We start from the raw sequence: 24,831 nt of genomic DNA, 5'->3' as shown, positions 1-24,831 counted from the left end.
CGGGGAGTTCGACAGCCCGCGCCCGGACGACACGCAGAGGTCCCACGCCTCCCGGACGTGTGGAGGTCTCACGCCTCCCGGTCGACGGGCGTCTTGCCCAACGCGTCGCGCAGCGCCGCGCGAGAGGTGATGCCCAGTTTGGGGAACACCCGGTACAGATGGGAACTGACCGTGCGCGGGGACAGGTGCATCCGCTCGCCGATCTCCTTGTTGGTCAGGCCACCTGCGGCGAGATCGGCGATCCGGTGTTCCTGCCAGGTCAGCGAGGCCAGGTGGGCGGAGGAGGCGGGGGCGGACATTCCGGAGGCCCGCAGCTCGGCACGGGCCCGCCGGCCCCAGGCCGCGGCGCCGAGCCGTTCGAAGGACTCGGCCGCGCGGGTCAGCATGGGCCGGGCGGCCTTGGGGCCCTGCGAGTGCCGGATCCGGATGCCGTGGGCGAGCCGGATCCGGGCCAGTTCGAACGGGAACTCGGCCTCGGCCGAGAGGGCTTCGACCCGCTCGTACATCTCGGCGGCCTCCTTCTCCTCCTCGGCCGTCATCGCCAGTGCCCCATAGGTGATCAGGGCCAGCCGGGGCGAGATGTCGGGCAGTCCCGCTTCCCGCGCGGCCACCGCGTGCCGGCGGGCCTGTTCCGCGCGGCCCGTGTGCACCGCCGCCTCGACGAGGTCGAGCAGGGTACGCGGGGCCTGGTGGGCGCAGGGCTCGAACGAGCCGGGGGGCGTGATGCCGATGGCGTACAGGTACGCGGTTTCGTAGTCGCCCTCGCTCAGCGCCGCGATCGTACCGACCGCGTCGGCGATCTGGGTGAGGAAGCCGACGCCGCGGGGGCGTGCCCAGGCGTCGACGACGGCCTGCAACTCGCGCGCGCGGTCGATCTCGCCCCGCATGGCGGCGAGGAGGGCCAGATAGGCACGGCTGTGGTGGGCGAAGAGGGCGTGCTGGCGGGTCGTCGCCAGTTCCAGGCCGCGTCGGCCCGTGCGTTCGGCCTCGTCCCACTCACCGACGGTCATCTGATCGAGCATGATCAGGTGCAGCATGGTCATGCCGCTCGACGTCGCCCCGGTCTCGACCTCACGGTCCACGGTGCGCTGGAGGTAGGGACGGTACAGGTTCAACACATCGACGTGGTACGCCGCGACACCCAGGCGCGTGACCTCCCACGGTTCGAGGTTCGGGAGGCCCGCCAGGGCACGCTCGACCCGCTCGCGCAGGCCGGCGCCGTGCCGTACCACGTCGCTCCACGCGTCGCGGTAGACCAGCGATCTCGGCGGAACCAGCTCGCCCAGCGAGCCGAGGAGTTCGCGGGTCTCCTGCCAGGACGCCGGATCGCTCGCGTACTGGCAGATGGCGAGCAGCAGGTTCACCAGGCGGGTCAGCACCTCGTCCGGCCCGTCGACCCCGTTCTCCCGCATGGTCTCGATCGCCGCCACGACCTGGCGGCGCGAGGACCGTACGTCGCCGTCCTGGTACAGCGCCAGATAGGAAGCCGTCACCGTCGAGGAAGGAGATTCGTTTCTGCCGGGTACGACGTCGGAGTGGACCAACCGCTGGGCCTGCTCAAGGAGAGCGGCGTGCCCGGCGATGAAGGCCGCGTCACCCAGGCGCCGCGACCGGTCCTCGCGGTTCTCGCTCAGCTCCGCGGCGCGGGTCAGCCAGGCCATGGCCGCCAGTGCGCCACCGCGCCGGGTCGCGGAGCCGGCCGCCGCCTCCAGCTTGGCCGCGACCCGCTCGTCGGGGTCCACCGTCGAGGCCGCCAGGTGGGTGGCATGCCGCTCGATGTCGTCCTGGTGCACCCGGGCGAGCGCCGCGTGTGCCGCGCGCCGCTCGTTGGGGGTCGCCAACTGGACGACGGTCGACCGCACCAGGGGGTGGCGGAAGACGAAGTCGCCGCTGAGCGGGTCGATGTCCAGGAGGCCGCGGAAGGCCGCCTCGTCGGCGTCCATCATGCGGTACCGGGTGCCGCCGCCGATCCGGCCGGTTCCCTTTCCCGCCTCGACACCGTCCAGGGCGCCGCGCAGCAGTTCCGCGCGCACGGTGGCGCTCAGGTCCTTGATACGTGTTCCGAAGACGTGCTGGAGCCGACGGGGCAGCGGGACACCCCGGTACTCGGACGACTCCTCGGTGCCGCGTCCGGTCCGGCCCGCGCTCAGGAAGGGCGGCAGCTCCAGCAGGGCCAGCGGGTTGCCCTGGGCCTCGTCCAGGACGACCCGGCGGAGCTGCGGCTCCAGCCCGGGGTGGTGCGTGTCCAGCAGCTTCTCCGCGTCCGGTTCGGACAGCGGCGGCACGTGCAGTTCCGGCAGGGCGGCCGTGTCGAACCGGGACGGGATGTCGGAGCGCAGTCCGATGACGAGCTTCACCGAGCTGCCGGCGAGCCGGCGTCCCGCGAATCCGCACACCTCTGCGCTGGAGGTGTCGAGCCACTGGCCGTCGTCGACCACCAGCAGGAGAGGTTTCTGCGAGGCCGCGAGGGACAGCAGGTCGAGGACCGCGATGGCGAGGGTCATCACCGACGGAGGTCTGTCCTCACTCCGTCGGAAGACGACGTCGAACGTCGTGCGGGTCGCGTCGTCCAGCCGGTCGATGTGGGAGAGCAGCGGATAAAGGAACTGGTGCAGACCGGCGAACGGCAGATCCGACTCCGCTTCGACCCCGGCGGCCCGGATCACCCGGTGGTCCTCCCGCGCCGCGAGCTGGGCGACGTGATCGAGCAGGGCGGTCTTGCCCACACCCGTCTCGCCCCGCAGGGTCAGGGCCTGTCCTCCGGAGTTGCTGACGAACGCGGACAGTGTTTCCCGCTCACTCTCACGGCCGATCATCGCTCCGCCGAGTGACTCCACGGTCCCGCTCCCTTCACGCCGGACCACCTCGGTCCGATCACACCCGCACCCGCACCCGTGCCTGCCGTCGGTGCGCATGCACACAACGTGCCCTGTCTCCCCGCGCCGCCCCGAGGCGGATCAGGGTCCTGTTTCCGAAGGATATGCGTACGACGAGAATCCGCCCGGCCGTCGTCCGACGCGGCTGACCGCGCACGCATGCGGATCGTGACCACGTCATCACACGTCTGGAATCGCGCAGGGCGGAAGGGGCTGGTCGGTGCCTGCCCCTGAACAGCGTAGTCGCTGCTCATCGACTTCCTCCCGCTCCACCCGGACCACCGCCAAGCAGCGTAGACGCCCGACATGGCTCACGTCATCCGGAAAGTCGAAGGATTCGCATACGGGACGGATTTCACAGTATCGGAATGACGGGTTTCAGCAGGTATGAACGACTCCCTCCGGCAATGGGCACATGTGAGGAAGACACCCGAGACACCTTTCGGCTCCGCACCGCCGTGCATTCCGTTGCTCCGCCTGGCAGGCACCGGGCGCTCGGCTACGCGCCACGGCCGTTCCGGGCTCGGCGCGTGGCACCGTGAACCTCAGGGCGTACTACATACGTGTCACCATCGGTCGGATTCCGTCGCCCGTATCTGCTCTGCTCTGCTCTGCTCTGCGCTGTGCGACGCCGGAATGTTCAGGTGCGGAGCGCTCAGCGCGCCGCGAGTGAGGTTGCGAGATCGAGATGAGTGCACAACTTTCGAGTCACGCCGGGACGAGCCTTCAGCCGGAGGAAACAGCGGCTCTGCGTGCGGCCGTGAACGGGCCGGTGCTGACGCCGGAGTCCGATGGATACGACGTGGAGTGTGCCACGTACAACCTGAACACCGGCTTCCGGCCGGCGGTGGTGGTCGGTGCGGCCGACGACAGCGATGTGCGCGCGGCGGTCCGGTTCGCCGACCGGCACGGCCTGCCGATCGCCGTGAAGGCCACCGCCCACCAGGTCGTCGCTCCGGCCCACGACGGGATGCTGATCACCACGGAACGGATGAAGGGCGTCCACGTCGACGCTGAGGCCCAAACGGTCCGGGTGGAGGCGGGAGTGCGCTGGCGCGAGGTGCTGCCCCGCACGGCCGAGTACGGTCTGGCGGCGATCGTCGGGTCCGCACCGGACGTCGGCGTGGTCGGTTACACGCTCGGCGGCGGGCAGAGTCCGCTGCTGGGCCGGACGCTGGGCTACGCGGCCGACCACGTGCGCCGCCTGAACGTGGTGACCGCGGACGGCCGACTGCGTCACGTCACCCCGGACAGCGAACCGGACCTGTACTGGGCGCTGCTGGGAGGCAAGGGCAACTTCGGTGTCGTCACCGAGATCGAGTTCGACGTGTTCCCCGTGACGCGGTTCTACGGCGGCGCCGTCTACTTCCCGGGTGAGCACCTGGCCGAGGTGCTCGGCGCGTGGTCCAGTTGGCTGCCGACCGTGGGCGAGGAGATGACCTCCTCCATCGGCATCCAGCGGCTGCCGGACCTGCCCGCGCTGCCGGTGCCGTTGCGCGGTGCGTTCGTGGTGCACCTGCGGATCGGCTACCTGGGCTCGGCCGCCGAGGGCGAGAAGCTGATCGCCCCGCTGCGCGCGGCCGCGCCGGTCCTGCTCGACCTGGTGGCGGAGAAGCCCTTCACCTCCATCGGCGAGATCCACCTGGACCCGGTCGACCCGATGCCGTACTTCGACCGTAGTGTGTGCCTCGCGGAGTTCACCGAGAAGACCGCGCAGACACTGGTGGAGCTGACGGGACCGGAGTCGCGTTCCGTGCTCGCGAACGTGGAGATCCGGGCGCTGGGCGGTGCGTTCGACCGCGAGCCCGCCGCCGCCAACTCGATACCGACCCGAGGAGTGCCGTTCGTCGTGTTCGGGTTCGCGGTGGGCGGCCCCCACCAGGCGGAGGCGCTGCGCGGGGAACTGGCCGAGGTGGTGGACGGGCTGGCGCCCTGGGCCGTGGAGCGGAACATGGTGAACTTCCTGTCGCCGGACGAGGCGACCGACACCGAGGGCGTGCGGGCCGTCTACGGACCGGAGCGGTACGCCAGGCTCGCCCAGGTGAAGAAGGACTACGACCCGGCCAACCTCTTCCGCTTCAACCACAACATCGCGCCCGCCTGACCGGTCCGCGTGCGCTGCGCACGCACACCGGGCCTCGGACCGGCACGGGGGAGCCGGCGTCCACGCCGCCGGCGGCGGCCCGGGGCACGGCGCTCCGAGTCGGAACGGACCGGGAAACGGACCGCGAAACGAATCGCTAAACGGACCGGGAGCAGCTTTGGCTTCCGGTTCGCCGACCCCCGCCGATCCCCGGGCGATCCCCGAGCGGGCCCCTGCGATCCCTGTGCGATCTCCGTGCGGGCCCCATGCGATCCCGTGCGGGCCGCGGGGTCCGGTCCGCGCACCTCACGTACGCCGGTCACGTGGGCGGGGGCACCGGGCTTTGGCCCGGTGCCGTCACGACGAAGAGGCCCTGCTGCGGACCTGCGCCCGAGAGGGGCGAGCACGAGGACCGCCACACCACTGTGCGGCATCGCCGTCGATATACGTGCTCGGCCCACTCACCGCCGTTGCCGGCGTCGCCCACCGACGACGTCCGGCCGCGTCACCTCAGCACGCCCCCGCCCGGTGAGGGAGACACCGCTCGGTCGTCGAGCGGGCCACCTCACGCGGACACGGTCCTGCGCGGACCAGGGTCCTACTCGGCCCCGCCGGACGGCTGCTCGTCCGTGGCCGGTGCGGCCGTACGCCCGGCCGGTTCGGCGGCGGTGTAGTAGACGGAGCTGCCCTGCTTGGTGCGCTGAGCCGCGTTCTTGGCGACGAGCCCTTCGAGGGTGGTGCGCACGACGGTGGGCTTGACGCCGCGCTCCGGGTGCGCCGTGGCGAGCGCGGAGGTGACCTCGGCCGCGGAACGCGGTTCGCTCTGCGCGGTGAGATGACGGCGGACCAACTCCACCAGCGTGGGCTGGGACGCCTTCGCGGACGCGGCCTTGACCGCCGTCTTCTTCGCCGGAGTCTCGGCGGCCTTCTTGGCGGGAGTCTCAGCGGTCTTCTTCGCCGGAGTCTCCGCCGTCTTCTTGGCCGGGGTTTCCGCGGCCTTCTTCGCGGGAGTCTCGGCGGCCTTCTTCACGGAGGTCTCGGCGGTCTTCTTCGCCGGCGTCTCCGCCGCCTTCTTGCGGCCCCCGGTGCCCTCGGACTTCTTCCCCCGCGTCGACTTGCCCGCGGTGACAGGCGCACCGGAGGGCTTCTTGCGGGGAGCCGGCACAGCGGCACTGTCCGGGGTGACCTCGGGCTTGGCCGCGGGCTTGGTTTCGGGCTCGGCCTCAGACTGCACCGGCGCGGGTGAAGCGCCCAACACCTCCTGCACATTGACCAGCACGGAGTGGTCGCGCCGCAGGGCTTCCAACTGCTCCTGCAACGCGGTGATCTCCGCGCTGATGCGGTCCTGTTCCTTGGTGTTGTGTTCGAGGTCGCTGCTCACCTGGGCGGCGTACTGCGACGTCAGACCGGTGCCGGCCGTCGTGCTCTCCGACATGGGGTTACCTTTCTTCCGTTTCAGGACTGGGCGTCCAGCCCTTGTGGCGCAGGCATGGAAAACAGCCAAGCGCATGTGTCTCCGGGCCGGCATCCGAGTGGCCATGGAAGTACCCGAAGCGGACAGCCCGACGTAGAGATAGTACGGATGTGGGAAGCCCGTTGTTCCACCCGAGTCATGTCTTTCTCCACGCCAGGGGTCCTTGAGCATGACTCAGGTCGCACATCAGCGCAAGATTGGGAACGTGGAATCGATTTCGGCATGGTGTCCATGTGCGGCGAGCCACGTGCCGTGGAAACGGATCAGGCTGTGGTGTGGCTAGGCCGCCGGCCGGGTGGCCGCAACCCACCGCCGTACGCTCGCGATCAGCGAACGGCTGGCCGAGAACGCGGCGTCGAGGCCCTGCTCGGAGCCGACCCCGGCCCGCTGGTGGAGGACGACGCCCAGCACGAGCCGGTCGTGTCCGGTGCGGTCCGGCGCGGTGGCCGCCCACATCAGATTGCCGCCCGCCGGGGTGCTGGATCCGGTCTTGACCCCGATCACACCGTCCTCGCCGAGCAGGGTGTTGGTGGTGTGGAGGGTGCCGGGCACACCGGGTACGGTGGCCTGCCGCTCGGCGACGACGGACCGGAACGCCGCGTCACGCATGACCTGCCGGGCCAGCTTCAACTGGTCCTCCGAAGTACTGACGGTCGTGGGGGCGATACCGCTGGGGTCGGTGTACGTGGTGTGTGTCATGCCCAGGTCGCGGGCGGCGCGGTTCATCTTCCGTACGAACGACTCCTCCGAACCGGCGTCCCAACGGGCCAGCATCCGGGCGATGTTGCCCCCGGAGGGAATCAGCATCAATTCCAGTACCTGACGCTCGGTCAGCCGTCGCCCCGCCACGACCGGCACCGTCGACTCCGCACCCAGGCTGGACTCCTGGGCGGCCTGTGCGTCGACGGTGATGCCGGCTCCGCTCCCGCCCTCCGGTATCGGGTGGTCGCGCAGGATCACGTACGCCGTCATCACCTTGGTCACGCTGGCGACCGGCACCGGCTCCTGCGCGCCGTGGGAGCCGAGGTCACCGCGGTCGCCCAGACCCTCGACGAAGACGGCCGCCTGACCCCGCTCCGGCCAGGCCGGTGACCCGGCGGTGGCCGGGCCCGCGGAGTGGCCGCCGCCCGCCTCCGTGGTGGCCAGCACCACCAGGGTGGCCAGCGCGGCGGCGCCCGCGGCGCCCGCGGTGGTCAGGCGCGAGCGTGGCAGCCGCCACAGCCGGGACGCACGGAACGGGGGACCGGACGGCGACGCCTGGTCCGGACGCGGATCGGGCTCGCCAGGGCCGGTGACCGGGCACATGGGAACGCACCTCCTGAAGGTACGTGCGTGACCTTCACGCACCCGGGCCACCTTGCGCGGCCGGGATGTCCGGGAGGCCGTGGCCGGATCTCCCGTACCGCTCGGCCGTGTATCCGCCGTGTATCGACGGCCGGACGGCGGATGGCGGACGGCGGATGGCGGAGGCCGGATGGCGGAGAGCGGAGAGCGGAGAGCGGAGAGCGGAGGGCGAGGGCGGACGGTGGACGGTGGACGGCGGGGAATGCTCAGGAGGCGGCGGGCAGCCGCAGCACGGCGATCGCCCCGCCGTCGGGCGCGTTGGCGAAGTCCAGCCGGGCGCCGATGACCCGGGCCTGGCCCCGTGCGATGGTCAGGCCCAGGCCGTGTCCCCGGCCGCGTTCGGCTGCCCCGGTGCGAAAGCGCTGCGGACCGTGGGCCAGCAGGTCTGCGGGGAAACCGGGACCGTGGTCGCGTACGGTCACCGTCGTGCCCGCCACCTCCACCTCGACGGGTGTACGGCCGTGCCGGTGGGCGTTGGCGACCAGGTTGGCGACGATCCGGTCCAGGCGGCGCGGATCGGTCTCGACCCGCGGCTCCCCGTGTGCGGTGAACCGTGCCTCAAGGCCGGTGCGGGCCAGCGAGTCCCGGACCACCGCGGCCAGCGGCACCGGGCGCGGATCGGCGGTCTCGGCACCCGCGTCGAGCCGGGCGATCTCCAGCAGTTCCTCGACCAGGTTCCGCAGCACCGCCACCCGGTCCCGGACCAGATCCGTCGCCTCGCCCGCGGGCAGCAGCCCGCTCGCGGTGACCAGCCCCATCAGCGGGGTGCGCAGCTCATGGGCGACATCGGCGGTGAACCGCTGCTCGGCCCGCAGCCGTTCGTGCAGGCTGTCCGCCATGGAGTCCACGGTGGCCGCGATGGCGCTGACCTCGTCTCCCGCGCCCCCGGCCGCGGTCCGCGCGGCGAGGTCCCCGGCGGAGATCCGGCGCGCGGTCCGCGCCACCCGCCGCAGCCTGCGGTTGGGCAACTCGGCGGCGAGGGCGGACAAGGGCACGACGACGGCCAGCACAGCCAGCGAGTACTTCCACATGTGCCGGTCCAGCGCCCGCCGGGTGAGCAGATCGGCGGTCATGTCCACACTCACCGCGAACGGCTTGCCCCGGTAGGTCTGCGCCGCCCACATGCTGGGGTGCACGGGGTCACCGTCGTACCAGGTGGCCGACCCGCCGGTCGAGTCCGGCCGGTCCCGGAGCCGGTGCCGCAGTTCGTCCGGTATCGCGGCCGGATCCGACACGTCGCCGGGTGACATCGTCCCGTCCCGCCCGTACCGCTCCACGGAGTGGGACAGGGCGGTCAGGGCCTTCGCCGCGCCGTCGTTCATGGCGCGGTCCAGGGTGCTGCGATGGACCAGCAGACCGACGGTGAGCGCCACGGCGCCCGAGGCCGCGGCCACCAGCAGGGCGATCTTCCAGCGCAGCGAACGCCAGTTGAGCAGGGCACGGACGGCGGGCAGCGCACGGGCGATGCGGAACGCACGGGCGGCGGCCAGCGCACGAGTGACAGCCAGCGCACGAGTGACAGCCAGTGCGCGAGTGACGGCCGACGCACGAGTGACGGCCGACGCACGAGTGACGGCCGTCGTACGAGTGGTGTGCGGTGTGCGGCGGGTGGTGGGCGGCGTGGGGGTGGTGGGCACGTCAGAGCCGCCGCAGCTTGTAGCCGAAGCCGCGGACCGTTTCGATCCGGTCGGCACCGATCTTCTTCCGCAGCCGCTGCACACACAGGTCGACCACCCGGGTGTCACCGTCCCAGCCGTAGTCCCATACGGTGCGCAGCAGCGTCTGCCGGTCGAGGACGACGCCCGGGTTCGCGGCGAATTCCAGCAGCAGCCGCAGTTCGGTGGGGGCCAGCGCGACCGGTTCGCCGCCCCGGAACACCTCAAGCCCGGCGGTGTCGACGGCCAGATCGCCGAAGACCAGCCGGGTGGTGCCGCGGGAGCCCGGGGCCGCCGGGGCGCCGGCCCCGTTGAAGGTGGCGCGGCGCAGCAGCGAGCGGATCCTGGCCACGAGCACGGCGGTGTCCACCGGCTTGACCACATAGTCGTCGGCACCGGCCTCCAGGCCCGAGACGACGTCCAGCGCGTCGCCGCGCGCGGACATCATGAGGACGGGGACCGTGCTGGTCTCGCGGATACGCCGGCACAGTCCGATGCCGTCCAGGCCGGGCAGCATCACGTCCAGCAGCAGTACGTCGTGCCCGCCTTCGCGGAACCGTTCAAGACCGGTCAGTCCGTCGCCCGCCGAGGCCACCCGGTAGCCGTAGCGTTCCAGTGCGAGCGTGACGGATCTGCGGATCACCTCGTCGTCCTCGACGAGCAGGATCGCGGCCGAGGCCGGGAGGTTCTCCGGTGCCGGTGCGGCGGACATGTCTTCCCCTCCGGGAAACGAGTGCGGGGGGACCATCATGCCGTCCCCGGCCGCGCAGTACGGCGGCTGGTACCGCGCGCGGTCAGGACACGGCGCCGCCGTCCGGCGGCGCAGAAGCGTTGCCGTACGGCGGCGCGTACCGCGAGCCGTCACGGCACGGCGTCGGCATCCTTGGCAGGAAGCGTCGGCTGCGCGGACACCGGAGGCTGGTCCGGCCAGGCGAACGCGTAGCGCGGGTCGTTCCCGCGGCTCAGCCGGACGAAGCGCAGGAGTTCACGGACGATACCCGCGTTGCCCATCGCCCAGCCGGTGCGCGGTTCGAGGTCGCTCGGGGTGGCCCGGTGCTCGACGTTGGACCAGCGGGCGCCGTCGGTGTCGCGGATCGCGCGGGCGGTGAGGTCGGCGACGAGGACGCGGGCGAAGTCGTGCGGGTCCCGCTGTTCGGACATCCGGTCGCAGGCCAGCGCGAGGACGCCCGCGGTGCCGCAGCAGCGACCGTTGTTGTCCCAGAAACCGGGGCGCAGCCGCTCGGGCAGGCCGGAGTGGGTGACCGTGTGCCAGCAGCGGTCGGCGAGGGCGGCCCAGGCCGGATCGGCCGTGAGGTCCCGCAGCAGCCGGAAGACCTGGGCGTCGCCGGCCGGGCCGTGGCACCAGCCGTAGCTGACGGGCTCGATGACATCGGGGCGGAACTGCGGCGTGGAGTGCCGCACCAGGAAGCCCCGCGGCCCCGCTTCGTCGCGCGCCACGATGTCCGCGGCACCGGCCAGCGCCAGTTCGAGCAGGTCCGCACGGCCGGTGGCGTGGCCGACCCGGGCGAGCGCCAGGACGATGCCGAGCGTGCCGTGCGAGATGTGGTGCAGCCGGGAGTCGACGCCCGTGCGGTGCGCCCAGTGGACGCCCGCCGGAGTCTGCTCCGCCGTCCGCAGATACGGCTCCATGGCGAGGACGGCCAGTTCGGCGTCCCCGGCCACCAGCGCGCCGAGACCGATGCCCGCGTTGCCGCCCATGAGTTCGAACAGGTCGCCCCAGCGGGTCCCGTCGAAGCGTGACCGCACGTGTGTCAGCGCGCGGTCCGCGGCGGCGTCGGCGGCCGGATCGCCGAGCGTGTCGTGAACGGCCCGCAGGACGAGGGCCGCTCCGGTGCGGCCGAAGTACAGGGAGTCGTGGTCGAAGCCGTCGACGGCGGCAGCGAGGCTGCGTGCCGCGCGCAGTGCCGTATCGGCATAGGCATCGTCACCGAAGTGCCGCCACGCCTCCAGGAGTACGGGGAGGATCCCGGCCGTACCGCTGTAGAGCGACGGGTCGAGGGTGTCGTCCGAGGGCCTGGCCGTCCAGGCGAGGCCCCCGCCGGTGGTGTCCCGCGCCGCCGCGGTCAGCCAGCGCAGCCCGTCCACCGCAAGCCCCTCGACCTCGTCGACCGCCACGACCGTGGTTTCCGTTGCCGTCATGGGCCCACTCTCGCATGATCTTCCGGACCCGCCCAGAGCGCGTCGGATGGCCCGCGCGGTCCGACGGAGCGCACGCGGCGGCCGGCCGACCGGCCCGGATGACCGCAGGCGTCGACTTCTCCCGTTGAGCAGACGAACCCCTCGTGGGGGTGAAGCATCCTGAGAAGGTGTGCGAGGCAGTGCGCACACCGGCAAGTGTGTGGGTGCCTCGCCCAGCACATGTATCAGCAGGACGTTCCGCAGCCCTGCCGCTGCTTCCGGCGCCGGACGTCCGTCGATCGACTGTCGGTCGCTCCCGTGTCATTTCCGCGTCGTGCCTGGTGGTGGCCGCAGTTGTCTGACACTCGCACGCATACGTCACGCTGCCGGCCCACGGCTCGGGGTGACGCCGAGTCACCGGATCGGTATCGACTGACCTGGTCCGGTCCAGGGCCGATGTGCTCGACAGGTATGTGCGTCGCCCGCTGCGAACGCCGCCCAGTGAGGAACACCGCGATGACCGCACCAAGTGCCCTGCCGACCATGCGAGAGGCGACGTACGACACGGGCCGACAGAAGATCTTCGCCGCCGAGGCGGGGGACGGCCCGGCGGTGCTGTTGCTGCACGGCGGCGGGCCGGGCACCGACGGTGTCTCCAGCTACGTACGCAACATCGCGGCGTCCTGCGCACCCTCGGGAAGACGGACCTCACCCGTGATCAGCGCCTCGCCCGCCTGGCCGTGCCCACGCTGGTCGTCTGGGGCACGGCGGACAAGGTGAACCGGCCCGTCGGCGGCCGTATGCTCGCCGACCGGATGCCCTCCTGCGACCTGTATCTGCTCGCCAGGACCGGACACTGGGCCCAGTACGAACGTGCCGAACTGTTCAACCGGGTGTGCGCCGGCTTCCTGGCCGGGCGGCGCTGAACCGGCGGCCGGAGACCGGAACCGCCCTGCCCGGTTCGTCGCGCCCACCGGACTGCCTTGCCACCGGCGGCAGGCCGAACCAGTGCTACCGGACGACTGCAAGTGGAGTTGCTACCGGACAGCCGCTTGACGGCTTACGGGTCCGGCTCAACGAGCCGGGTCGAGCAACAGCTTGCCTGAGGTACGCCGCGATTCGATGTCGGTGTGGGCCTGCCCGGCCGCGCACAGCGGATAGCGTTCGGTGATGTCGATCCGCAGTCCGCCTTCGCGGATCTTCTGGAACAGGTCCCCGGTGTGCTTCAGCAGCAGTTCCCGACTGTGAACGTGGTCCGCGTACACCGCGTAGGTGACCTTGATGCTCCTCGGCAGGTCGAACATCCGCACCGTGGGGATGTCACCGATCAGGGGGCCGTAGTAGACCAGGGTGCCCACCCGTCCCAGCGTCTCGATCGACGGCCAGAACGTGCTGGCACCCCCGCCGTCGTAGACCGCCTGCACCCCTTCGCCGCCGGTCAGGTCCTTGACCCGGTCCACGAAGTCACCGCCGGAGGAGAGGAGCACCTCGTCCGCGCCCGCCGCCTTCGCCATCGGGACCTTCTCCGCACGGGACACCAGGCCGATCACCCGCGCGCCGCGCAGCTTCAGCAACTGGGTGACCGTACGCCCCACACCGCCGGCGGCGGAGTGCACGAGCGCGGTCTGGCCCTCGGTCAGCGGTGCCGACTCGGTGACGAAGTGGTGCGCGGTCAGTCCCTGCATCATCGTCGCGGCGGCGACATCGCTCGGGATGTCGTCCGGCACCGGGACCACCTGGTCGGCGGGGACCGCGATCCTCTCGGCATAGCTGCCGTAGACCGAGACCCATGCCACCCGGTCACCGACGGCGAAGCCGCTGACTCCCTCGCCGAACGCGGTGACCCGGCCGGCACCCTCGACCCCGGGGACGAACGGGACACCGTGGGGCAGCCCGAATCCGACCCGGGAGCCGGTGTCCATGAAGTTGATGCCGGCGAATTCGATGTCGACCAGCAGCTCTCCCGGTCCGGGCTCGGGGTCGGGCCATTCCTTCACCCGCAGGACTTCCGGGCCGCCCAGTTCTTCCACCACCACAGCGCGCATGGCGCACACCTCTTCCTGTCGATACGTCGGCCCCGTGACCGATGGTCGATGCGGAGGGGAGCCTCTTCTCCCGGGGAATTTCTTTGCATCTGTGACGGCGAACGTGAACACGGGAACCCATCGGCGCCGGTGAGTCGCTGCGTCACGACGGCGATCGTAGGACGCAATTTCTGGACCGGCAAGTCCAGGAATCGCGGCGGACCTGACCGGGAGATCAAAAATGGTCCGGGCAACCAACGGTAGATACGTGTGGACCGGGTTCCCCACCGGTCTGGGTACGCTAAACGCATGGCACTGACGGCGAAGGGCCGCGCCACCCGACAGCGCATCATCGAGGGGGCGTCGGCACACCTGAGAAGCGACGAACCGGGGACCGTGACGCTGGACGACATCAGGGAGGTCACAGGCACCAGCAAGGGGCAGTTGTTCCACTACTTCCCCGGGGGCAAGGAGGAACTCCTGCTCGCCGTCGCCCGCTTCGAGGCCGACCGGGTCATCTCCGACCAGCAGCCGCACCTCGACGCGCTCACCTCCTGGTCGGCCTGGGCGCGCTGGCGGGACGCGGTGGTCGCGCGCTACCGGGCACAGGGCGCGCGCTGCCCGCTCGCGACCCTGATGGACCAGGTCGGCAGCACCCCGGGCGCGGCGGAGGTGGCCGAGTCACTGCTCGCCCGCTGGCAGCGGCTCATCCGCCAGGGCATCACCACGATGCAGGCCGGCGACCTCATCGACCCCGCGATCGACGCCGACCGGGCCGCCGCCGCGTTCGTCGGCGGAATCCAGGGCGGTGTCCAGATGCTCCGGTCGACCGGCAGCACCACCCATCTCGAAGCGGTCCTCGACATCCTGATCGACTACCTCAAGGCCCAGCACTCCGCCGGCCGTTGACACCACCCGACCTCGACAACCGGGCAGACGCCCGACGGTCCACGGTGGTCGGGCGGACGCCCGACGGCCTACGGCGATGGGAAGGCGCCTGACGATCTACGGTGGTCGGGCGGACGCCCGACGGCCTACGGCGATGGGGAAGCTGCCCGACGATCCACGGTGATCGGGAGACGCCGCGGCGACCTGTGGCGATCGAGTGCGTGTCGCAACGGTCTACGGTGATCCGCCCCGACCCGCCCCGACCCGCCCCGACCTGCTCTGATCTGCCTCGACCCGCCTTGTTCGGCTGCGGACTGCTGCGCTCTGCTTGAGTCTGCCGCCACCCGCTTCGATGAAGCCGACCGGCGGCGGCCGTACACGTCCGGCACGGGAGCATGTGTCCCCTCAGTCGGACGCCGCCGGTCGTGCGGCCACCACCGACGACTTGTCCACCACCGATGACTTGTCCACCACCGACGACTTGTCCACCGTGGATGGCGCAGGCGCCATGGTCGGCCGGCCCAGCCATCACGGTTGGATCGGCCGACCATGGTCGGCCCAGCCGCCACGTACGGGTCGCCCGCCATGGGTGGCTCGGCCGCCATGGATGGCTCACTGGCCGCCTGGGGTCAACGGCTCAGCAGCCGGCAGAGCCAGCGGAAGCGGGCCCGCCGGGCGTCTCTGGAGACGCCGGCGTGCGGGGCCATCTGGTCGAAGCCGTGGAATCCACCTGCCCAGACGTGCAGTTCGGCGTCGCCGCCCGCCTGCCAGATGCGCGTCGCGTACTGGATGCCTTCGTCGCGGTAGGTCTCCGCGGCACCGACGTCGAGATAGGCGGGCGGCAACCCGGACAGGTCCGTCGCGCGGGCGGCGGCACCGTAGCAGGAGACCTCCGAGCCGCCCCGGTCCCCGCCGAGGTGGGCCGTCCAACCCAGCTCATTGGCATGGCGATCCCACACCCCCAGGCCGGTCATCTGTATCGCGGAGGGGGTGTCGTTGTGGTCGTCGAGCATCGGGCACATCATCAGCTGGCCGAGGATGCCGGGACCCTGCCGGTCGCGGGCCATGAGGGCCAGGGCCGCAGTGAGGCCCCCGCCGGCGCTGCCACCTGCGATGATGATCCGCTGTGGGTCCGCGCCGAGACTCGTGGCGTGCTGCGCGACCCACCTGAGCCCGGCATGGCAGTCCTCGATCGCCGCGGGGTACGGGTGTTCAGGAGCCAGCCGGTAACCGACGGACACGATGACCATTTCGAGGGGTTCGGCCCACTCCTGGAGGATCGCCTGCACACCGGTGCGGTGTGTTCCGCTGATCATGCCTCCACCGTGCATGTGGTAGAGGACGGGGGCCTGTTGATGCAGACCCGCGGGGCGTGCGACGAGCAGGGGGACGTCCGGTGCCCCGTCCGGTCCGGGCACCAGGAGTTCCCGGACCTCGAACCTGCCCCGGTCGCGCAGCTCGTCGAGCGACGGGTCCGCCGCCGCGACGTGTGCACGCCACTGGGGAATGTCGTCGTTCGACAGCGGTACGTTCTCCAGCGCCGGACCCAGCTTCTCCAGCGCGTCGGCGAGTTCCGGTTCGAAGGGCACGGGCGGGGCCGTGCGCTGTGTCTGGCTTTCAGTGGTGTTCATGGGTCTCTCGTCCTTTCAGAAGTGTGGGAAACATGAGGCCGTCGCCTCGCCGTGTCGTCCCCGGTCCGTGAACCGAACCGGTCCGGACGACCGTCGGACGGCCGGGGCCTGCGGCCTGACGGCCGGGGCCTGTGGCTGGACGGCCAGGGCCTGCGGCCGGACGGCCAGGGCCTGCGGCCGGACGGCCAGGACCTGCGTCAGGTGTGTCACCTGTGGCTCTCCGCCCTCCGACCGCACTCGGGCGCAGCCGGGCGGGACTCTTGCCGGTCGGGTGGTAGGACGCGTAGCAGCCGGTGCTCTGCGGAAGCTGCCGGCCGCTGGTCGACGTCGGAATCACCGGACGCCGTGGAGGCGACGTAGCGGGCGTGCAGTTGGCCGCAGGCGGCATCGATGGAGGAGCCGAACTGACGTCGTCTGGTGGCGTGCACACCGAGTGCGCGCAGACCGCCGACGAAGCGATTGACCTGCGGCGACGACGGGGCATGGAAGGCGGGGTCCGCGCCCACCGCCTGGTTGTAGCGAATCACGCTCACGTGGAACAGCTCCGGTCTTGAGCGCGCGCCCACGATCCTGGCGAGACGGTGCATATGGTCCTGGGTGTCGTTGACGCCGGCGATGAGCAGATAGGCGAGATAGATCTTGCGGCGGGCGACAGCCGCGTGCTCGTCCAGAATGGTCAGGCTGTCGCCCAGGGGAAAACGCCTTTCCAACGGGATCAGCCGGGCCCGCTCCTCACTGAACGGTGAGTGCACGGACAAGGTGATCGTGACCTGGGGGTGCTCCTTGGTGAGCGTCTGGAGATTCGGGGCGAAACCCACCGTGGACACGGTGATCCGGCGCGGTGAAATATCACCGAAACCGCTGTCCGACAGCAGGGTGAGCGCATCGAACACGTGCGGATTGGCCAGTGCCTCGCCCATGCCCATGAACGCCACACTGTCCGGCAGGCCCTCGCCCTGTTGGCGCCAGCGCGGGTGCATGACCTGGGCGTAGATCTCATCGGCCGTCAGATTCCGGGCGAGGCCGGTGGCACCGGTCGCGCAGAAGGTGCACCCCAATCCGCACCCGGCCTGGGAGGAAACGCAGATCGAGGACCAGCCGGCCCGGTAGCGGGAGAGAACGGTTTCGAATCGTGTTCCTGGATCCGACTCGAAGATGACCTTCTCCACTTGTTCAGCGGATCGGCAGGAGACCGGAACGATGGGCAGCAGCCGCGGCCCGAACCGTTCGGTGAGGCTGCGCCGCAGGTCAGCGGGTAGTTCGTGGATGGACTCGAAGGTGTCGGGCTCGCCGCGGCGCATGGCGGTGACGACTTGGCTGTAGCGGAATCGCGGCGCGCCCATGGATTCCAGATGGTCCCGGATCGATGCCAGCCGAGTGCCCGGCGGGGGGTTGGCGAGCGGGACGTCGGACCGGCGTGCGCGAACGCGCGAACTATTGGCGTGATGCTGGTGCGTCATGACTTTGATACGTGCCATCTTGAGAAGGGATCGTTCGGGTGCCCAGGTGGGTGTGACATCGCGCCACACCTGCCGCGGTGCGGAGGCGATCCGGGAATTACCGTCGCTGTCCGCATCTCGCGGTGCCGAAACCGTCAGGATCCGCCGCACACCAAGGAGCCCCCAGCCGAAGCGTTCCGAGCCGATACGTCCAAGGACGCAGTGCTCTCAGGAGAACGCCGAAAGGGGAAGGGGATGGAGAGGGGAATGCGGGGAATGACGGCCGAAGAGAACGCCACGTTGCCACGCAACTCCGACTAGTGCGTGGAACTGGGATGCCGCGTCATCAGGTGCGCAGGCGGTGGCGTGATGAATGCCTGGCGCGGCTACAGTCTGTCGACCTCGATAAGCATGGCGGTCACCTTAGCACACCGAAAACATACGTCCAGTGAATAGGGGAGCGATGTGTGTGCCGGGACGTGCGGGCCGCTCGTAGTGCCGTTCAGGCCCAGCCGGACGGCACTACGACGCGACACCACGGAAGGCTGGTGCCCGACCGCGGTTCGACAGTTCGACGCCGAGCTTGTCGAGTTGACCGCGCAGGTCGTCCCGTACCGCGGGAGGCGGGCAGGGCATCAGCGACCTGGGGGCCTGTGACGGCGAGGTCCGACAGGTGCCGTCAGCGAGACGACATCAGTTGTACACGAGCAGGTAGTCACACGTGCTCGTGCCGTCGTGGAGCGAGGTATCACTGTTGAGAACGTAGAACGCCTGGGCGAATCCGCTGGTGGTCATCTTCGGGACCACGATCAGTGTCTGGTTCGCCATGGCCAGCCCGTTCGGCGCCACCACGTTCCGGTACAGCAGCGTGAAGAGATTCTGCGTGAGGTTCGGCAACCGGAGAATGCGGTACGTGCGGTCCCCCGTACCCGGAGGACCCGAGACGGGTGCCTGGTTGCCCGGGGCAGCCCATTGCGCGGGTTGGGTGGCCATGCGGCCCATGGATTCGAGTTCTTGCAGCCGCCGCTGCGTACTCGCCCGGATGCCGGCCATGTGAATGTGCAACTGGTTGAATCGCCGGGCACCCTGTGAGTTGATCCCCAACCCGATATTGGGGTACTGCACGGGAACGCTTCCGCCGTTCCTCGCGTTCTGCCACGCGTCGTTCCAGTAGTTCGCCGCCGCGGGGTCCTCAAGAAACGGGCATTCGATACCCGTGATCCGGCAGCTGGGGAGCAGCAGATAGTTGTGCTGGTTCTCGGGCTTGCCGTGCAGCACGACGTAGTTCGGGGTTGCCCGCAGGCAGTCGGGCTTGGGCTGCGGCGGGGGCGGGACCGTCCCGTTCGTGCAGTACTGGACGTCGTTCCAGAGTGGGTCGTGGTCGGTGGGCCTGCCGCAGAGCGACTGCATCTGCGCAGGTGGGCACGGGCTCGCGCCTCCCCCGGGCGGAGGTGTCGGACACGAACCGTACGCGGGCTCGCCGGGTACCGGGTCCGTTGCCGCGGTCGCGCCTGCGGCCGCTCCCGCGACGGTCAAGAGCGTGGCGGCGCCCATGGCGCCGGAGAACGCGACGAATGTCCGCCGAGGCATCGCAGTCGACTTCTCGTGGTCGTGCATGCGTGATCTCCGATGGTGATGACCGCTGCCCGGTTTTACTGGCCATGAGCAAGAAAAGGCGGCCGGCCTCATCCAGATCAGCCGCTGATGCCTTCACAGGGTAAGCAGCGGCGAGCGGATTTTCCGTCAGCTGAACGGGTGAGCGTCATCTGTTCCGCCCTGAAGCTCGACCCACGGAGCGTGGCGGTGCCCCGGACGGCCCCTCACACTGCGAGCCGCACCGCGACCAGCCGCGCCGTCGATTCCCGCACGCATCGCTAGGCCGGCGCGCCGGCCGAGGTGTGGGCCCCGTCCTGGACGACCGCGTCGCCCCGGGCCCGGCCGTCCACCGGGGGCGACGACCGCACGGTGCCCACAACCGCCGTGACTTTGCCGCTGTTTCAGGGCCCCCCACCTGCGCATTGATCAAGCTTTACGTCTAGGCGGTCTTGAGCTTTGCACTGTGACTTCATATCTTTCCGGGCAACGGTCGACGGCGCCAGAAAGGTTCCACGCCCATGGAGGCATGCGCGATCCGGGTGCAGGGGCTGCGGAAGTCCTTCGGCGAGACGACCGCGGTGGCCGGGGTCGACCTGGAGATCCGGGACGGGGAGTTCTTCTCGATGCTCGGCCCGTCCGGCTCGGGCAAGACGACGGTGCTGCGGCTCGTCGCCGGCTTCGAGACCCCCACCGGAGGCCGGATCGAACTCGCCGGTCAGGACGTCACCGACCGCGCCCCCTTCGAGCGGGACGTGCACACCGTCTTCCAGGACTACGCCCTCTTCCCGCACATGACGGTCGAACAGAACGTCGCCTACTCCCTCAAGGTACGCAAGGTGCCCAAGGCGGAGCGCCTGGACCGGGCCCGCCAGGCACTGGCCGACGTACGCCTCGGCGGGTTCGGCACGCGGCGTCCGGCCCAGCTCTCCGGGGGCCAGCGCCAGCGCGTCGCACTCGCCCGCGCCCTCGTCGGCCGGCCCCGCGTGCTGCTGCTCGACGAGCCCCTGGGCGCGCTCGATCTCAAGCTGCGCGAGCAGATGCAGGTCGAACTCAAGGCACTCCAGCGGGAGGTCGGCATCACCTTCGTCTTCGTCACCCACGACCAGCAGGAGGCCCTGGCGATCAGTGACCGCATCGCCGTCTTCCAGCAGGGCCGCGTCGAACAGGTCGGCACCCCTGCCGAGATCTACGAACGCCCCGCGACCCCGTTCGTCGCTTCCTTCGTCGGCACCTCCAACCTGCTGGCCGGCGAGGCCGCCGAGCGTGTCCTCGGCACGCCCGGCACCTACAGCGTCCGCCCCGAGAAGATCCGTGTGCTGAAGGAGTCGGCCGGCCCCGGCGATCCCGGGCACGCCACCGCCACCGGCACGGTCGCCGAGGTCGTCTACCTGGGCGACACCACCCGCTTCCTGGTCGACCTCGACGCCGGCGGCCGCCTCACCGTGCTCCAGCAGAACCTGGAGAACACCGCCGAGGACGTCGCCGCCTACCGCGGGATCCGGGTCCGGCTCCAGTGGCACCATCGCCACACGGTCCAGGTCCCGTCCCCCCACTGAACCCGCCCCATGTAGGGAGAACCGCGTGCGCCCCATCCGAACCCTTCAGACGGCGGCCGTCGCCGCGCTGCTCCTGGCCGCCACCGCCACCGCCTGCGGCTCCTCCGGCTCGGGCGGCGGATCAGCGGTCGGCGGCCTCAACCCGCCCGATCTGAAGGCCCCGACGAAACTGGGCGCGACCGAGGGCAGCGTCAACCTGATCGCCTGGGCCGGCTATGTGGAGGACGGCTCCAACGACCCGAAGGCCGACTGGGTCAGTGACTTCGAGAAAAGCACCGGCTGTCAGGTCCACTCCAAGGTGGCGGCCAGCTCCGACGAGATGGTCAAGTTGATGAAGACGGGGGAGTACGACGCGGTCTCGGCCTCGGGCGACGCGTCCCTGCGGCTGATCGCCTCCGGTGCCGCGGCCCCCGTCAACACCGCCCTCGTCCCGAACTACAAGGACGTCTTCGCCGACCTGAAGATGCAGCCCTGGAACTCCGTGGACGGCAAGGCGTACGGCATCCCGCACGGCCGGGGCGCCAACCTCCTGATGTACAACACGCGGCAGGTCACCCCCGCCCCGACGTCCTGGGCCGCCGTCTTCGACGACGCCGCCGCCCACCGGGGCCACGTCACCGCGTACGACTCGCCGATCTACCTCGCCGACGCCGCCCTCTACCTCAAGGCCAGCAAGCCCGGACTGGGCATCAAGGACCCCTACGCGCTGGACCAGAAACAGTTCGACGCCGCCGTCGCGCTGCTGAAGAAGCAGAACGCGGACATCGGCGAGTACTGGAGCGACTACCTCAAGGAGGTCTCCGCCTTCAAGAGCGGCGACTCCGTCATCGGCACCACCTGGCAGGTCATCGCCAACCTCGCGGCCGACGAGGGCGCCGACGTCAAGGCCCTCGTCCCGAAGGAGGGCTCGACCGGCTGGTCGGACACCTGGATGGTCTCCGCGCAGGCCGCACACCCCAACTGCGCCTACAAGTGGCTCGACTGGATCATCTCGCCGAAGGTCAACGCCCAGGTCGCCGAGTACTTCGGTGAGGCCCCCGCGAACGCCAGGGCCTGCGAGGAGACCACCGACAAGAACTTCTGCACGACCTACCATGCCGCAGACAGCGCCTACTGGAAGCGGATCGCCTTCTGGAACACGCCGATCGAGCAGTGCCTGGACGGCCGCACCGACGTCAAGTGCGTGCCGTACGCCAAGTGGGTCCAGGCCTGGACCGAGATCAAGGGCTGACCATGACCGTCGTCGCGCCGACCGCCGGGCGGAACACCGCCCGGCGGCTCGCCGGAGCGCTGCACCGCCGCCCCCGGCTCCGTCTCGCCCTGCTGCTCACCGCCCCGCTGCTGTGGCTGGGCGTGCTCTACCTCGGCTCGCTGGCCGTGCTGTTCGTCTCCGCGTTCTGGACGACCGACTCCTTCACGTCCGAGGTGGTGAAGGTGTGGTCCACCGACACCTTCCGCGCACTGCTGACGACACCCGTGTATCGGCAGGTCGTCCTGCGCAGCGTCGCGGTGGCCCTCGCCGTCACCGTCCTGTGCGCCGTGCTCGCCTTCCCGATGGCCTGCTACACCGCCCGCGTCGCCCGCCCGCGCCTGCGCCCACTGCTCGTCGTCGCCATCCTCACCCCGCTGTGGGCGAGTTACCTGGTCAAGGTGTACGCCTGGCGGCTGATCCTGTCCCAGGGCGGGCTCGCCGACTGGGTGCTGGCGCCGTTCGGGCTCTCCGGACCCGGTTTCGGGCTCCCCGCCACCGTGCTGACCCTGACGTACCTCTGGCTGCCGTACATGATCCTGCCGATCCACACGGCTCTGACCCAGTTGCCGGACAGCCTGCTCGACGCCTCCGCCGACCTGGGGGCACGGCCCGGCCGCACCTTCCGCTCCGTGGTGCTGCCGACGGTGCTGCCGTCGGTCGCCGCCGGATCGGTGTTCACCTTCTCGCTCAGCCTCGGCGACTACATCACCGTGCAGATAGTCGGCGGCAAGACCCAGCTCATCGGCAACCTCGTCTACTCGAACATCGAACTGAACCTGCCCATGGCCGCCGCGCTCGCCACCGTCCCGGTCGTCGTCATCGTGCTGTACCTGCTGGCCGTGCGCCGCACCGGTGCGCTGAGCAGCCTGTAGAGGAGCCCGCCGTTGCAACTCTCCCGTACCGCGCGGATCGTGCTGCGCGTCACCGCCGGGATCGGCTTCGCCGTCGTCTACGTGCCGCTGCTGCTGGTCCTCGTCAACTCGCTGAACCCGGACCGCAGCGCGAGCTGGCCGCCCCCCGGACTCACCGGGCACTGGTGGTCGGTCGCCTGGGACAACACGGGTGCCCGCGACGCGCTGTGGACGTCCGTCCGGGCCGGCCTCGGCGCCACCGCCCTGGCGCTGGTGCTGGGCACGCTGATCGCCTTCGCGGTCGTCCGGTACCGGTTCTTCGGGCGGCACGCCGTCTCCTTCGTCGTCGTCCTGCCGATCGCACTGCCCGGCATCGTCACCGGAATCGCGCTCAACTCCGCCTTCGGTACGGTCCTCGAACCGCTCGGCGTGGGGCTCGGGCTGTTCACCGTGGTCGTCGGGCACGCCACCTTCTGCATCGTGATCGTTTTCAACAACGTCGTCGCCCGGCTGCGCCGCACCTCCGCCGGGTACGAGGAGGCGGCGATGGACCTGGGCGCGCACACCTTCCGGGCCTTCGTGGACATCACCTTCCCGCTGGTGCGCTCGGCGCTCCTCGCGGGCGGACTGCTCGCGTTCGCGCTGTCCTTCGACGAGATCGTGGTGACCACCTTCACGGCCGGCCCCGGCATCCAGACCCTGCCCGTCTGGATCTTCGAGAACATGACCCGGCCGCAGCAGGCCCCGGTGGTGAACGTGGTGGCCGCGGTGCTCGTCCTGCTCTCCGTGATCCCCATCTACCTCGCCCAGCGCCTGTCGTCGGACACCGCGGCCGCCGCGGGGAGGGCGGGCGCACGATCGGCCGGTGCATGAACGTTCGCCGTGAGGCGTGCGGCCGGCCGTGCCTGCCTCGGCACTCGCGGTCGGCGACGCCCGCGGTCAGTCGGTCAGGGGCCGCCACCGGTCTTTCCAGGCCGGGTCGATGCCGCTGAGCCACACCAGCCTCCCACCGACCAGACCGGGCTTGTCCCGGGTGGCCAGGGCGGGCGCTTCGAGCATGTCGGCGGCTTCCTCCAAGTAGGTGACCAGGGTGTCGAGTTCGTCGCCGGGGCCTTCGTGGTAGCGGGACCAGCGCCCCAGGTAGCCGGTAGCGGCGTCCAGGTACAGGCCCGAGGTGCGGTCAGCCGGGCCCAGGGCGAGAACCGGGATCCAGGTCGGCTGCCACACCGTGATCCGTTCGTCCTCGGGGCGGTCGGTGTTGCGGGCGTCCTCGTGGGCCTGGAGGTCACTGTTCAACCGGTGGACGGCGGCCACCGCGTCCAGGGTCAGCAGGGCCTTGTTGCCCGGAAGGAATCCCTGGCCGTCGACCCCGTCGTCACCCGCCGTCAGCATCCACAGGACGTGCAGCTCGACAGGTATCCGGATGCCGAGGTCGCCCTCCAGTGCGGCGATGGCGGCGGGACCGACACCGGGGCGGAGCGCCGCGTACGAGTCGGGGGCGTTGTGCCGGAGCCAGCCGGTGATGCGACGCCAGGCATCGGCGACCTGCCGTACGGTGACCGCGGCGACGACAGGGTCGGCGGGCCGCGCCTGCTCCCGGTCCTGCTCCCGGTCCTGCTCCTGCTCCTGCTCCGGCCCATGGTCCTGGGCGTCCGTGGCGGGCTCGGCGGGCTCGGCGGGCTCGGCGGTGCGGGCCGGGCGCACGTACCGGATCTCGACCCGGTCGGACTCGCGGACATAGCCGATGAACAGGGCGGGACAGTCCTCGAACAGGTCGCCGTCGACCGTCACGGTGTAGACACCGGGCAGCTCCGAGGGCACGCCCAGGTCCGGGTCATCGGCCAGCTGACCGGCCACCACCTTCAGAGCGTAGGGAACACCGGTCCCCAACTGCGGGGCGGTGTCACGCACATGCTGAGAGACGTCGACGTCCACGGCCTGGTGCTCCTTGCGGGTCGAACGGAGGGCGATGTGCTGCACACAGTAGGACGACCGCGCCCGTCGCCGGACGGGTGGGCGGACA

19 protein-coding genes are annotated in these 24,831 nt (G+C 70.5%); 8 read left to right on the top strand and 11 right to left on the bottom strand.

The features are described 5' to 3' along the window. Positions 1-68: 68 nt before the first annotated feature. Positions 69-2,816 (bottom strand): AAA family ATPase, encoded by a 2,748-nt coding sequence (locus tag ACFC09_RS01455; RefSeq protein ID WP_376522826.1) that lies wholly within the window; start codon positions 2,814-2,816, stop codon positions 69-71. Positions 2,817-3,678: 862 nt separating this feature from the next. Here ACFC09_RS01455 and ACFC09_RS01450 point away from each other — a divergent pair. Further along, on the top strand, positions 3,679-4,980 hold the full coding sequence (locus tag ACFC09_RS01450; protein ID WP_376522601.1) for an FAD-binding protein: 1,302 nt from the start codon (positions 3,679-3,681) through the stop codon (positions 4,978-4,980). Between the two features lie 577 nt (positions 4,981-5,557). Here ACFC09_RS01450 and ACFC09_RS01445 read toward each other — a convergent pair. The 5 genes from ACFC09_RS01445 to ACFC09_RS01425 form a co-directional block, all read right to left on the bottom strand. Beyond that, complete coding sequence (locus ACFC09_RS01445; RefSeq protein WP_376522600.1) at positions 5,558-6,394, bottom strand: hypothetical protein; 837 nt, start codon at positions 6,392-6,394, stop codon at positions 5,558-5,560. Positions 6,395-6,712: 318 nt separating this feature from the next. After that, entirely contained in the window at positions 6,713-7,738 is a 1,026-nt protein-coding gene (locus ACFC09_RS01440; protein WP_376522598.1) for a D-alanyl-D-alanine carboxypeptidase family protein, read from the bottom strand. Positions 7,739-7,983: 245 nt separating this feature from the next. Continuing rightward, positions 7,984-9,231: an ATP-binding protein gene (locus ACFC09_RS01435; RefSeq protein WP_376522824.1), complete on the bottom strand. Its 1,248-nt coding sequence runs from the start codon at positions 9,229-9,231 to the stop codon at positions 7,984-7,986. A gap of 184 nt (positions 9,232-9,415) precedes the next feature. Beyond that, positions 9,416-10,144 (bottom strand): two-component system response regulator CseB, encoded by a 729-nt coding sequence (gene cseB / locus ACFC09_RS01430; protein WP_376522596.1) that lies wholly within the window; start codon positions 10,142-10,144, stop codon positions 9,416-9,418. Positions 10,145-10,293: 149 nt separating this feature from the next. Further along, complete coding sequence (locus tag ACFC09_RS01425) at positions 10,294-11,592, bottom strand: lanthionine synthetase LanC family protein (RefSeq protein ID WP_376522594.1); 1,299 nt, start codon at positions 11,590-11,592, stop codon at positions 10,294-10,296. Between the two features lie 495 nt (positions 11,593-12,087). Here ACFC09_RS01425 and ACFC09_RS01420 point away from each other — a divergent pair, with 495 nt between their 5' ends. Both ACFC09_RS01420 and ACFC09_RS01415 read left to right on the top strand, forming a co-directional pair. Then, positions 12,088-12,351, top strand: coding sequence for a hypothetical protein (locus ACFC09_RS01420; protein ID WP_376522592.1), 264 nt, complete (start codon positions 12,088-12,090; stop codon positions 12,349-12,351). Beyond that, positions 12,348-12,497, top strand: coding sequence for an alpha/beta fold hydrolase (locus ACFC09_RS01415; protein WP_376522590.1), 150 nt, complete (start codon positions 12,348-12,350; stop codon positions 12,495-12,497). The genes ACFC09_RS01420 and ACFC09_RS01415 overlap by 4 nt, the downstream gene beginning before the upstream one ends. 147 nt (positions 12,498-12,644) lie before the next feature. Here ACFC09_RS01415 and ACFC09_RS01410 read toward each other — a convergent pair whose 3' ends face one another. After that, positions 12,645-13,616 (bottom strand): quinone oxidoreductase, encoded by a 972-nt coding sequence (locus tag ACFC09_RS01410; RefSeq protein ID WP_376522589.1) that lies wholly within the window; start codon positions 13,614-13,616, stop codon positions 12,645-12,647. A gap of 288 nt (positions 13,617-13,904) precedes the next feature. Here ACFC09_RS01410 and ACFC09_RS01405 point away from each other — a divergent pair, with 288 nt between their 5' ends. Next, a complete protein-coding gene (locus tag ACFC09_RS01405) occupies positions 13,905-14,504 on the top strand; it encodes a TetR/AcrR family transcriptional regulator (RefSeq protein WP_376522587.1) in 600 nt (199 codons plus the stop codon). A gap of 608 nt (positions 14,505-15,112) precedes the next feature. Here the strand turns inward: ACFC09_RS01405 and ACFC09_RS01400 are convergent. The 3 genes from ACFC09_RS01400 to ACFC09_RS01390 all read right to left on the bottom strand — a co-directional run bounded on the left by ACFC09_RS01400 (position 15,113) and on the right by ACFC09_RS01390 (position 18,963). Next, positions 15,113-16,114 carry an alpha/beta hydrolase gene (locus tag ACFC09_RS01400; protein ID WP_376522585.1) on the bottom strand — a complete coding sequence of 334 codons (1,002 nt, stop codon included), beginning with the start codon at positions 16,112-16,114 and terminating at the stop codon, positions 15,113-15,115. 206 nt (positions 16,115-16,320) lie between these two features. Then, on the bottom strand, positions 16,321-17,724 hold the full coding sequence (locus tag ACFC09_RS01395; protein WP_376522583.1) for a radical SAM protein: 1,404 nt from the start codon (positions 17,722-17,724) through the stop codon (positions 16,321-16,323). Positions 17,725-18,246: 522 nt separating this feature from the next. Continuing rightward, a complete protein-coding gene (locus ACFC09_RS01390) occupies positions 18,247-18,963 on the bottom strand; it encodes a CDP-diacylglycerol diphosphatase (RefSeq protein WP_376522581.1) in 717 nt (238 codons plus the stop codon). Between the two features lie 704 nt (positions 18,964-19,667). On the opposite strand from ACFC09_RS01390, the gene ACFC09_RS01385 reads away from it, so the two are divergent. Genes ACFC09_RS01385 through ACFC09_RS01370 form a run of 4 tightly spaced genes read left to right on the top strand, consistent with a single transcriptional unit; the run spans position 19,668 to position 23,681 of the window. Then, positions 19,668-20,705, top strand: a complete 1,038-nt coding sequence (locus ACFC09_RS01385) for an ABC transporter ATP-binding protein (protein WP_376522579.1) — start codon at positions 19,668-19,670, stop codon at positions 20,703-20,705. Positions 20,706-20,730: 25 nt separating this feature from the next. Further along, positions 20,731-21,936 carry an ABC transporter substrate-binding protein gene (locus ACFC09_RS01380; protein ID WP_376522577.1) on the top strand — a complete coding sequence of 402 codons (1,206 nt, stop codon included), beginning with the start codon at positions 20,731-20,733 and terminating at the stop codon, positions 21,934-21,936. A 2-nt stretch (positions 21,937-21,938) separates the two neighbouring features. Continuing rightward, on the top strand, positions 21,939-22,829 hold the full coding sequence (locus tag ACFC09_RS01375; RefSeq protein WP_376522576.1) for an ABC transporter permease: 891 nt from the start codon (positions 21,939-21,941) through the stop codon (positions 22,827-22,829). Between the two features lie 12 nt (positions 22,830-22,841). Further along, complete coding sequence (locus ACFC09_RS01370) at positions 22,842-23,681, top strand: ABC transporter permease (RefSeq protein ID WP_376522575.1); 840 nt, start codon at positions 22,842-22,844, stop codon at positions 23,679-23,681. A gap of 66 nt (positions 23,682-23,747) precedes the next feature. Here ACFC09_RS01370 and ACFC09_RS01365 read toward each other — a convergent pair whose 3' ends face one another. Further along, positions 23,748-24,743 (bottom strand): hypothetical protein, encoded by a 996-nt coding sequence (locus ACFC09_RS01365; RefSeq protein ID WP_376522573.1) that lies wholly within the window; start codon positions 24,741-24,743, stop codon positions 23,748-23,750. Positions 24,744-24,831 lie beyond the last annotated feature (88 nt).

Origin of the sequence: Streptomyces sp. NPDC056161 (assembly GCF_042268025.1) — a bacterium.
Classification (GTDB): Bacteria; Actinomycetota; Actinomycetes; order Streptomycetales; family Streptomycetaceae; genus Streptomyces.
The sequence above is the reverse complement of the archived record's forward strand: the minus strand, read 5'-3'. Positions and strand labels throughout refer to the sequence as shown.

Bases quoted from the DNA above. Each gene is read 5' to 3' on its own strand.
- ACFC09_RS01445 (WP_376522600.1), bottom strand. From the start codon at position 6,394: ATGTCGGAGAGCACGACGGCCGGCACCGGTCTGACGTCGCAGTACGCC.
- ACFC09_RS01375 (WP_376522576.1), top strand. From the start codon at position 21,939: ATGACCGTCGTCGCGCCGACCGCCGGGCGGAACACCGCCCGGCGGCTC.
- ACFC09_RS01400 (WP_376522585.1), bottom strand. From the start codon at position 16,114: ATGAACACCACTGAAAGCCAGACACAGCGCACGGCCCCGCCCGTGCCC.
- ACFC09_RS01390 (WP_376522581.1), bottom strand. From the start codon at position 18,963: ATGCAGTCGCTCTGCGGCAGGCCCACCGACCACGACCCACTCTGGAAC.
- ACFC09_RS01425 (WP_376522594.1), bottom strand. From the start codon at position 11,592: ATGACGGCAACGGAAACCACGGTCGTGGCGGTCGACGAGGTCGAGGGG.
- ACFC09_RS01420 (WP_376522592.1), top strand. From the start codon at position 12,088: ATGACCGCACCAAGTGCCCTGCCGACCATGCGAGAGGCGACGTACGAC.
- ACFC09_RS01410 (WP_376522589.1), bottom strand. From the start codon at position 13,616: ATGCGCGCTGTGGTGGTGGAAGAACTGGGCGGCCCGGAAGTCCTGCGG.
- cseB (WP_376522596.1), bottom strand. From the start codon at position 10,144: ATGTCCGCCGCACCGGCACCGGAGAACCTCCCGGCCTCGGCCGCGATC.
- ACFC09_RS01440 (WP_376522598.1), bottom strand. From the start codon at position 7,738: ATGTGCCCGGTCACCGGCCCTGGCGAGCCCGATCCGCGTCCGGACCAG.
- ACFC09_RS01455 (WP_376522826.1), bottom strand. From the start codon at position 2,816: ATGATCGGCCGTGAGAGTGAGCGGGAAACACTGTCCGCGTTCGTCAGC.
- ACFC09_RS01385 (WP_376522579.1), top strand. From the start codon at position 19,668: ATGGAGGCATGCGCGATCCGGGTGCAGGGGCTGCGGAAGTCCTTCGGC.
- ACFC09_RS01405 (WP_376522587.1), top strand. From the start codon at position 13,905: ATGGCACTGACGGCGAAGGGCCGCGCCACCCGACAGCGCATCATCGAG.